General features: G+C 29.7%; 10 protein-coding genes. All 10 read left to right on the forward strand.

Annotation, left to right across the window (positions count from 1 at the left end; all coding sequences use genetic code 11):
- A partial coding sequence (locus tag RH82_RS18580) for a polyketide cyclase (protein WP_034062171.1) occupies positions 1-644 on the forward strand: 644 nt, incomplete at its 5' end.
- Between the two features lie 194 nt (positions 645-838).
- Complete coding sequence (locus RH82_RS15650; RefSeq protein WP_034062172.1) at positions 839-1,384, forward strand: hypothetical protein; 546 nt, start codon at positions 839-841, stop codon at positions 1,382-1,384.
- Between the two features lie 157 nt (positions 1,385-1,541).
- Positions 1,542-2,234 (forward strand): hypothetical protein, encoded by a 693-nt coding sequence (locus tag RH82_RS15655; RefSeq protein WP_156112507.1) that lies wholly within the window; start codon positions 1,542-1,544, stop codon positions 2,232-2,234.
- Positions 2,235-2,444: 210 nt separating this feature from the next.
- Positions 2,445-2,825 carry a hypothetical protein gene (locus RH82_RS15660; RefSeq protein WP_034062175.1) on the forward strand — a complete coding sequence of 127 codons (381 nt, stop codon included), beginning with the start codon at positions 2,445-2,447 and terminating at the stop codon, positions 2,823-2,825.
- 4 nt (positions 2,826-2,829) lie between these two features.
- Positions 2,830-3,252: a hypothetical protein gene (locus RH82_RS15665; RefSeq protein ID WP_034062176.1), complete on the forward strand. Its 423-nt coding sequence runs from the start codon at positions 2,830-2,832 to the stop codon at positions 3,250-3,252.
- Between the two features lie 195 nt (positions 3,253-3,447).
- On the forward strand, positions 3,448-4,344 hold the full coding sequence (locus tag RH82_RS15670) for a polyketide cyclase (RefSeq protein ID WP_034062177.1): 897 nt from the start codon (positions 3,448-3,450) through the stop codon (positions 4,342-4,344).
- A gap of 314 nt (positions 4,345-4,658) precedes the next feature.
- Positions 4,659-5,306, forward strand: a complete 648-nt coding sequence (locus RH82_RS15675) for a hypothetical protein (RefSeq protein WP_156112508.1) — start codon at positions 4,659-4,661, stop codon at positions 5,304-5,306.
- A gap of 156 nt (positions 5,307-5,462) precedes the next feature.
- Entirely contained in the window at positions 5,463-5,834 is a 372-nt protein-coding gene (locus tag RH82_RS15680) for a transposase (protein ID WP_034060699.1), read from the forward strand.
- Positions 5,834-6,685 carry an IS3 family transposase gene (locus RH82_RS15685; RefSeq protein WP_034059239.1) on the forward strand — a complete coding sequence of 284 codons (852 nt, stop codon included), beginning with the start codon at positions 5,834-5,836 and terminating at the stop codon, positions 6,683-6,685. Before RH82_RS15680 ends, RH82_RS15685 begins: the two co-directional genes overlap by 1 nt.
- A 420-nt stretch (positions 6,686-7,105) precedes the next feature.
- Positions 7,106-7,719, forward strand: a 614-nt coding sequence (locus tag RH82_RS15690; RefSeq protein ID WP_206420436.1) for a hypothetical protein, incomplete at its 3' end; no start/stop codon positions are given.

Here is a 7,719-nt window from a genome sequence, read left to right on the forward strand (position 1 = left end):
TGCCTTTAATTATTGTTCCTATTTTACTTGGAGTTTTAATAAAATATTTCGTCAAAAAATATCAAAAAAGAGAAAAGAATAAAAACCTAATCAAAAGTACAATTTTACCTTTTTGCATATTTTTAATATTTGGCTTTGCGGAAAATAAACTAATGGAAAACGACAAAGCAATAGTTGAAATAAAAACTGAAATCATATTACCATACTCATCAATGGAGGTTTATGAAACAATAAAATCCGTAGATACTTTAGATGCGGAAAAACCTTTCTTAATGAAACTTGACTTGCCAATACCCCAAAAATGCATTCTTGAAGAAGAAAAAGTAGGAGCAATTAGAACTTGTTATTTTGAAGAAGGGAAAATAATAGAACGAGTAACTGAACTCGAAAAAGGAAAATTATTACGAATGGACGTAATTGACTACCAATTAACTGGCAGAAAATGGTTCGACTTTAAAGAAGCGATTTACACATTTGAGGAACTCAAAAACGGACATTGTAAAATGACAAGAATAACTACTTATTCATCTGAATTATATCCAAGATTATATTGGCAACCGCTTGAAAAAATTGGAATTGAACAAGAACACGAATACGTTTTTAGGAATTTAATAAAGGATTTGAAAAATAAATACGGTGGGTAACAATGGCTATAATTAATACGGGTTTTGGTGCTTAACCCAAAGTTTAATGCTTTTAAGGAAGTCCGCCAAATCTTTTGATTTGGCTTTAAAAATAAAAATATAAAACAAAATAAAAAGTTTTGGCTAAGTGCTTAATCGGAAATTCATTACTTTTAATTCCCGTACTAACCATAGCCTAGACGTTGGCAATAATTATGAAAAAGAGACTATCGATAATATTCATTTCATTAATTATAATCTTCATTATATATTGGAATTTCAGAATAGATATAAAAGATTATTTCATTTCTAAAGATGCCATTTACTGGTCTGAAGATGTTGAATTAAAATATTCTGATTTTCAAGCTGACATAAATCTGAAATCAAAAAGCAATATTTATTATTACTACGGCTTTAATTTAAAAGCCAATAGTATTGAAAAAGCATATGTTCGTTCATATTTTGACAAAGATAAATCTTGGATTAAAGACACTCTTGCGCCAGGAATGAAACTTGAAATGAAGATCCAAAAATTGATATTTGATTTAAATGAAGTTTACGTTAGAAAGTTTAATGCTGAAATTGATAAAATCAAGTTCGACAAAAAAACAAAGTTTCGCGACCTAGAGAATGTTGGAGATAGAATATATTCAGAGCTAGAAGATGTTGAAGATTACATGTTTCAATCTACTAATACTGATTCTGAAGTTTTATTAATATGGAGGCCTCGTGTTGATTCTCTTTTAAACTTACACAAATAACAACTATTGCCAACAACGTGTATAATTAATTGCTTTGGTAAGTGCTTATTTGGAAAATTCCTTCGGAATTTTCTCGCGTTCGTATTTGTTTACTAAATTAGTTGCTTAAACACGCAACTAACCATACACAAGAACGTTGTGGCTAATTAAACAAAAAATGAGAATAGCATTAAAATTATCTCTGATTTTTATTCTAGCAATTCAATGCAAAAGTGTTGAAAAAAATAAGCAGTCAGAAAATGATTGGGTGGAAACTCAAAAGTCAAGAGAATATTTTGATTATGCTGCTTATATTCAAAAGCATCCAAAATCACAAAATGTTGAGAAATCACTATCAGAATATTTCTTTTTGCGAGATAGTGTGGCAGGTTTTTTAGGGTGTGGAAAGTACAATACATCTCTAAGTTTTGTAGATGACGAAAAAGTACTATTTGATGACGAATTAAAGAGTATAGATTCTTTAAGTTTTATAACATTTGAATATTTGAAAAACGGAATTCCAAATGTGTCAACACATAAATATGATGTTCAAATACCCCAATCAAAAATGTGGGATTCAATCTCTAAAGTTCATTTTGATATAGTATTTTATAATAAACCTTTTCCTATAAAATCACTTAAATTTGCGTTAAACGAAGTGAGTAACGGAATTAAAACTTATAAAAATTATTTGTCTGAAAAATGGTATGGTTTACCATATAACAGATTGACCATCGAAAAGAAAAATGGAATAGATAAGCTAAATGATACGAGGTTTTCATTTTTCGATTTTTCACATATGAAAGGCAAGAGGGTTATTCCACCGCCACCGCCAGAATTTGATATTAACGAAGAAGATAGCGAGGAATAACTAGCCACAACAATGTATATAAAACATAGCTATTATAGGCTTTCCGAAAGGTTTTTGTGTATTTGCGAAGACCGCCAAATTTTTAAATTTGGCTTTTATAAAAATAAAGATTAAAAGAAAAATTTAAAAATTCGGCTCGTGTATAATCCGAAATGATAGTGTCTTTTTACACGCTACGTTTCATATACTAGACGTTACCTGCAAGCTGAAATGACGAACGCACAACAAAAAATCGAAACACCATTTAATGAGGAATTCTGCACTCAACTGGAATACCGAATTTGTCACGAATTGAAAAAATCGACTGACCAAGAATTAAAAGGGTTTTGGTGTGATGGAGTTTCGTGGCTTCCAACAGAAAAACAATTGACTAAAAAATACGTGAATGATAAACGGAAAATAGAAACTAAAGCGTGGATTGGAAAAACTGGACAAACGGAATTTAAAGCGACAGTTCATTTCGGAAAAAAAGCATTGAGTAAATATGCTAAAGGAATGGAATTGAAGGAATGCATTCCTGATTTGGAATCTCAAACTGAATGGATTGAGATTGATTTAAAAAACGAAAACATTGAAATAAAAATAGACTAATTCAATGAAATTCTTTAAACCTCTTTTTTCAATAATTGCAATAATTATCCAATTCATTTTGTCTCTAAAACATCATTATGCACATCTCAAATGGGCTGAAGAGATGGAAAAAACTGACCCTGAACTTTATGGGCTGATTTGCTATAATACTACCTATACTTCTTTGTTTTTTTTCGTTTTTGTAATTGGCCTTTATGAAATGCTGACTAAAACAAGTTGGTTCAAAACAGTAATCCGAATATTTTTAGTCTGTATAATTTTAGGAACTGAATTTTCGAATTTTATTCCAATCGACCAATTTTATTACGGAGTTTATAATACGGCTTGGTTTTCAGCAGTAGTTGCTATCGTTCTGATTTCAGTCCGAATTGGAAAATATAGTTTCGGAAAAATAAATGATAGGAAACTGAATAAAGCCAGCAGGTAACAATGGCTATAATTAATACGGGTTTTAGTGCTTAACCCAGAGTTTAATGCATTTAACCAAGTCCGCCAAATCTTTTTGATTTGGCTTTAGAAATAAAAAGATAAAACAAAATAAAAAAGTTTTGGCTAAGTGCTTAATCGAAAGTTAACTGCTTTTAATTCCCGTACTAACCATAGCCGAGACGTTACCCACCATATGAAAAAAGAGTTCGCAATAACAACAATAATTAGTTTGACATTTTTGTCATTAGGTTTTTTATTACTTCATTATGAATTAATTGGATATGGACTTTCATTTTTTGTTTTTTTACCATTTATCCTTGGTTATGTTCTTGGTAAATCAACTTTAAAAGCATTTAGTCTCTTCGGACTTATTTTTTCGTTAGTAGTTTTCTTTTTACTTCTCTTATTCGGAGATTTAGAAGGAATGGTTTGTATACTTATGGCAATGCCTTTAATTATTGTTCCTATTTTACTTGGAGTTTTAATAAAATATTTCGTCAAAAAATATCAAAAAAGAGAAAAGAATAAAAACCTAATCAAAAGTACAATTTTACCTTTTTGCATATTTTTAATATTTGGCTTTGCGGAAAATAAACTAATGGAAAACGACAAAGCAATAGTTGAAATAAAAACTGAAATCATATTACCATACTCATCAATGGAGGTTTATGAAACAATAAAATCCGTAGATACTTTAGATGCGGAAAAACCTTTCTTAATGAAACTTGACTTGCCAATACCCCAAAAATGCATTCTTGAAGAAGAAAAAGTAGGAGCAATTAGAACTTGTTATTTTGAAGAAGGGAAAATAATAGAACGAGTAACTGAACTCGAAAAAGGAAAATTATTACGAATGGACGTAATTGACTACCAATTAACTGGCAGAAAATGGTTCGACTTTAAAGAAGCGATTTACACATTTGAGGAACTCAAAAACGGACATTGTAAAATGACAAGAATAACTACTTATTCATCTGAATTATATCCAAGATTATATTGGCAACCGCTTGAAAAAATTGGAATTGAACAAGAACACGAATACGTTTTTAGGAATTTAATAAAGGATTTGAAAAATAAATACGGTGGGTAACAATGGCTATAATTAATACGGGTTTTGGTGCTTAACCCAAAGTTTAATGCTTTTAAGGAAGTCCGCCAAATCTTTTGATTTGGCTTTAAAAATAAAAATATAAAACAAAATAAAAAGTTTTGGCTAAGTGCTTAATCGGAAATTCATTACTTTTAATTCCCGTACTAACCATAGCCTAGACGTTGGCAGTAATAAAAACGAAAACCTTAAACTTAATGAAAATGCGATTTTTTTTAGTCTTATCTATAATTTTTATTTCTTGTACAAACGAAATTAAAACTGAAAATTATGGCAGATTATTTAAACAGAAAACATTGAATGATAAATATTTTATTTATTCATATTGTAGAAATTCTGATTTCGCATTTACCGACGATATTTGTGGAACGAGAATAATAAAATCGGAAGAACCTTTTACTGAAAACAAAGGAAAAAAAATAGATGGAACAATAGTGAAATGGATAAACAAAGATACTCTTGAAATAAATCGTTTTGAACATTACGAAATCTATCCAAAAGATACTCTTTTTAAAATTTCATATGAAAAGGTTTATGAGATAACCCTTAAAATAAATACTTATAAAGGAGCTAATGCTGGTTCTTTAAAAGAATATTATTTTGATAATTTGAATTTTTTAAATAGTAAAATTCAATTTAACGGAATTAAAAGAAAACTTGGGGAAAAATTACCTGATACTGTTGAATTAAATCTTGGAAATATTGAATTTCATTTTGCGAACGACACTTTGAGTAGAATATCAAATAATATTTTGAAAACATCAATGGGTTTGACATATAACAACGGAGATGGAACTTATACAGAAAATTTACCATTAATTGAATCAATTAGATTTGACTTTTTACCTCTTAAGAAATACAAGAAAAATGATTTATTAAATAAAAAAGGAATATTTTATAATACGAAAGAAAAAATTACTACTGCCAACACCGTGTATAATTAATTGCTGGTTTTAGCCAATTTACGAAAGTCCTCGCGGACTTTCTATCTGTGATTTATTTACTAACTTTAGTGCTTAAAAAACGCAACTAATCATACACAACAACGTTGGCTGCAACTATGACCCGTCCTGAAATAAGGCTACATAATTTTAAACATTATGTATAGAAATGACAAAGTAATTAGACGTTACAGTGAACCTTTTAAATTAAAAATTTTAGCCGAACTTACAATCGGAAAACACACAAAGAGCGAACTTTGTAAGCTCTACTCTATTGCACCTACAACAGTTAATGTGTGGATTAAAAAGTACAATCGTAAAGACTTAATGAATACCAGAGTAAAAGTGGAAACTAAAGACGAAATATCTAGAATTAAAGGGCTACAAAAAGAGATTGAACAGCTTAAAAAGCTACTTCTTAAAAAGGATCTCGATGCTATGGTGCAGGATTCTTATCTTGAAGTAGCTGCTGAAGATCTTGGCTATAAATCAGTTAATGAACTAAAAAAAAAGCTAAGTATAAAGCCTTAATTAAAGCTAAAGAGAAATCTAAGAGATTTGCTTCTCTTTCAACTATAGCTAGTTGTTTTGGACTTAAACGAGATGCGTATTACAAATACAAATCTAGAGCTGATAAGCATTTAGAACTGGAACAACAGATTATAAACATTGTTAGAAAAAGACGCAAATCTCTTCCTAGAGAAGGTGTGAGAAAACTTGTGAAATCATTAAACATAGATTTTACTAAAGCCAATATTAAAGTTGGTAGAGACACGCTATTTAATATTCTTAGAAAACACCAAATGCTAACACTTAGAAGGAAAACCAGCGCCAGAACAACGAACTCATATCATCGGTTTTATAAGTATAACAATAGTATAAAAGACCTAGAAATCACAAGACCAAATCAAGTTTGGGTTTCTGATATAACATACATTAGAACCGTAAAAGGATTTTGTTACTTAGCTTTAATAACTGATATGTATTCTAGGAAAATAGTGGGTTATGACCTGAGTGACAGCTTGGAACTAAAAGGATGCGTCAGAGCACTTAATAAGGCTATTTATCAAGCTAAAAACATTAAAGGACTCATACACCACTCTGATAGAGGAATACAGTATTGCAGTAATGTATACACACAAATACTCAAAAGAAAAAAGGTAGACATTAGTATGACCGAAGAAAATCATTGTTACGAAAACGCCATGGCAGAACGTGTAAATGGTATATTAAAAGATGAGTTTTATCTAGACCAAACCTTTGATAACCCAGCACACGCAAAGAGAGCTGCAAAAAATGCAATTAATTTATACAACGAAGTAAGATTACATTTATCTTTAGATTATAAAACACCAAATATGGTATATCAATTATCAGCTTAATTCAATTTTAACCTGTAGCCATATTTCAGGACAAGACACTAAAAAAAGAAAAAAGAAGCAATCAAAAACGGATTTTAAAAATCGAAACTTTATCTTTTAAAGAAGCGCAAAAAGAAGTTTTACAAAATAGGAGAGTGGTATTTCGACAAAGAGGAATCTAAAGGGTTTGAAAAACGGATTTTTAATCTTTTTTATAACATTACATTTACAAAAGGCAAGAACTAATTTAAAGGCAAAGATTTGACGCTTACTCTCAGAGAATTAATTACCCTCCGAAAAAGACAAATCAAATTTTTAGTTTATATTTAGTTCAGCGTTGACAAAAAGGAAGTCGATTTTTTGAAACTGAAAATAGTTTTTTCATTTAAGTTTTTCGATTTTTAAAAAGACTTTATTTTTAGCGACAAATAACGATTGGATTTGAAAAAAATAAAAGCAGCAGCCAACAATGCATTCTCGTCCATTCCTCCCATTCGGTCGGCACGGCGTGAATGCAGGGACGTTACCCACCATATGAAAAAAGAGTTCGCAATAACAACAATAATTAGTTTGACATTTTTGTCATTAGGTTTTTTATTACTTCATTATGAATTAATTGGATATGGACTTTCATTTTTTGTTTTTTTACCATTTATCCTTGGTTATGTTCTTGGTAAATCAACTTTAAAAGCATTTAGTCTCTTCGGACTTATTTTTTCGTTAGTAGTTTTCTTTTTACTTCTCTTATTCGGAGATTTAGAAGGAATGGTTTGTATACTTATGGCAATGCCTTTAATTATTGTTCCTATTTTACTTGGAGTTTTAATAAAATATTTCGTCAAAAAATATCAAAAAAGAGAAAAGAATAAAAACCTAATCAAAAGTACAATTTTACCTTTTTGCATATTTTTAATATTTGGCTTTGCGGAAAATAAACTAATGGAAAACGACAAAGCAATAGTTGAAATAAAAACTGAAATCATATTACCATACTCATCAATGGAGGTTTATGAAACAATAAAATCCGTAGATACTTTAGATGCGGAAAAACCTTT

Source organism: Lacinutrix jangbogonensis (assembly GCF_000797445.1).
Lineage (GTDB): Bacteria > Bacteroidota > Bacteroidia > Flavobacteriales > Flavobacteriaceae > Lacinutrix > Lacinutrix jangbogonensis.